Source organism: Actinomadura darangshiensis, from assembly GCF_004349235.1.
Taxonomy (GTDB): domain Bacteria; phylum Actinomycetota; class Actinomycetes; order Streptosporangiales; family Streptosporangiaceae; genus Spirillospora; species Spirillospora darangshiensis.
In genome coordinates this window covers 1-2,029 of the sequence record NZ_SMKY01000588.1, presented here as the reverse complement: position 1 = coordinate 2,029, position 2,029 = coordinate 1, and the positions used below count along the sequence as shown (strand labels likewise).

General features: G+C 78.9%; 2 protein-coding genes. Both read left to right on the top strand.

Going from position 1 to position 2,029, the window contains the following annotated elements:
* The coding region (locus E1293_RS48390; RefSeq protein WP_165978728.1) for a hypothetical protein at positions 1–823 on the top strand (823 nt) is incomplete at its 5' end.
* A 93-nt stretch (positions 824–916) separates the two neighbouring features.
* Positions 917–2,029, top strand: a 1,113-nt coding sequence (locus tag E1293_RS46670) for a helix-turn-helix transcriptional regulator (RefSeq protein ID WP_165978727.1), incomplete at its 3' end; no start/stop codon positions are given.

The following is a 2,029-nucleotide window of genomic DNA, read 5'->3' as shown; positions in this document are numbered from 1 at the left end:
GGCGCCGCCCGCACCCGTCCCCGAGCACGCCCCGCAGGTCGCCGAGGCGTACGGGATCCGCTTCCTGTGCGGCGCCGACGACATCGAGCGCGTCGTCACCGAGGTGCGGCGCCGCGGCAAGTGGGCGCGGCGGCTGCGCGGGCAGGAGGTGTCCAGCGCGTCGGCGCCGGCCCTGCTGCTGATCGGCACGCCGTCCAGCGGGCAGCGGCGGCTGGCCCGGATGGCGGCGCGCGCGCTGGCGGAGGTGGAGGCCTCCAGCGGCGAGGTCCACGCCGTCCACGCCGAGGACCTGCGCGAGCGGGGCCCCGACGGGCTGCGCGCCGCGCTGGAGGAGCACGCCGGCCACGTCCTGCTCCTGGACGGCCTGGACGGCCTGATCCTGGACGAGCCGCAGGGCGCCGCGTACGCGTCGGTGCTCTACCGGACGCGGCTGGAGGGTGTGAACGACACCGCGCTGCTCGGCACGTGCGAACCGGACCGGGTCGGGGAGCTGTCGGCTGCGTCACCGGAGCTGGTGACCGACCTGCGCGCGGTGCGGCTGCCGGACCTGGCGGACCCGGCGGCGCGGTCGGCGCTGCTGCGGCTGCTGGCCGAGGAGCGCAGCCTTCGGATCGGGTCGGACGCGTGGGCGGTGGTGAACCGCGAGGTGGGTTCGCTGCGGCCGCGCGGCCGGCTGACGGGGGCGCGGCTGGTGGAGGCCTACCTGGACCGGGCCGCGACGCGGCATCTGGGCAGCGCGGAGGCGACCCAGGCGATCGGCAGCGCGCTGTCGCTGACGGCCGCCGACTTCGAGGGCCTGGCCGCGGAGCTGTCAGGCCGCTGACCTGCCCCCGGAGGCCCGATTCCCCTTGCCCGCAGGGGATTCGGGCCCCTGCCGGGCGGCGGAATGTCGGTGGGCGGGGCCACGATGGGTGGCGTGGATCGCGTAGACCGGCTGCTCGCGCTCGTCGCGGAGCTGCGTGCGGCCTCCCCCGAGCCGCTGGACCCGGCCGCCCTCGCGGCGCGGCTGCGGGTCAGCGAGCGGACCGTCCGCCGCGACGTGGAGATGCTGACGCACGGCGGGCTGCCGGTGCGGGCCGAGAAGGGCCGCGGGTACGTCCTGCCGGAGCCCGCCGGGCCCGATCCACTGACCGAGGCGGGGTCGCTGATGGGCCCGGTGCACGACGCGCTGGCCGAGGCGGTCCGCACCCGCCGCGTCGTACGGCTCGCCTACACCGACCAGGCGGGGGCCCGCAGTTTCCGCGACGTGGAGGCGCACGGCCTGGTCGTCGCCCCCTACGGCGAGTACCTGGTCGGGTGGTGCCGGATGCGCGACGGGCCGCGGATGTTCCGGCTCGACCGGATCGGCGCGGCGTTCCTGTCGGGGCGGGGCGCGGAGGTCCGCGACCTGGACGAGCTGCTGGCGGCGCTGCGGGTGCCGATGCCGCGGCCCCCGGCCGAGCCGGGGCCGCGCGGGCCGGCGGGGGCGGCGCGGGCCCGCGCGTGGACGCTGGACCGGCTGGAGCACGTGCGGGCCCGGCTGCGCGACGCGGCGGAGGAGGTCCGCGGCGGCGGCGCGGGCGCGGCGGCGCTGCGCGGGGTGCTGGGGCACCTGGCGGAGTGGACGCGGTGGCAGGCGGCGGCGGTCCGGTCGGCGACGACCGGCGAGGACCCGGTGCTCGACGGGCGCCCGCCGGCGTTCCCGCCCGGCTTCGGCGAGGACATGCCCTATGACGCGCGGGAGCGGCTGATCCAGGACGCGATGGCGCTGCGGTCGCTGGGCGCCCTCGCCCGCGACCTGCAGGAGGTGCTGGAGGCGGTGGCGCACTGGGCGGCCGACTGCGACGACGCGCTGTGGGAGGCGCAGCTGCCCGACCCGCGCCCCTACGGCCCGCCGGGCCCGCCGCGTCCGCTGGCCGACCTGCTGGCGGGCTGGCGCGGGCCGCTGGCGCACATCGAGTGGCACCTGGACCGGCTCACCGACGAGCCGCCGCTGCCGCCGGGCGACGACGAGGACGCGTGGGTCGTGGACCGCTGCCCCCTGCAGGCC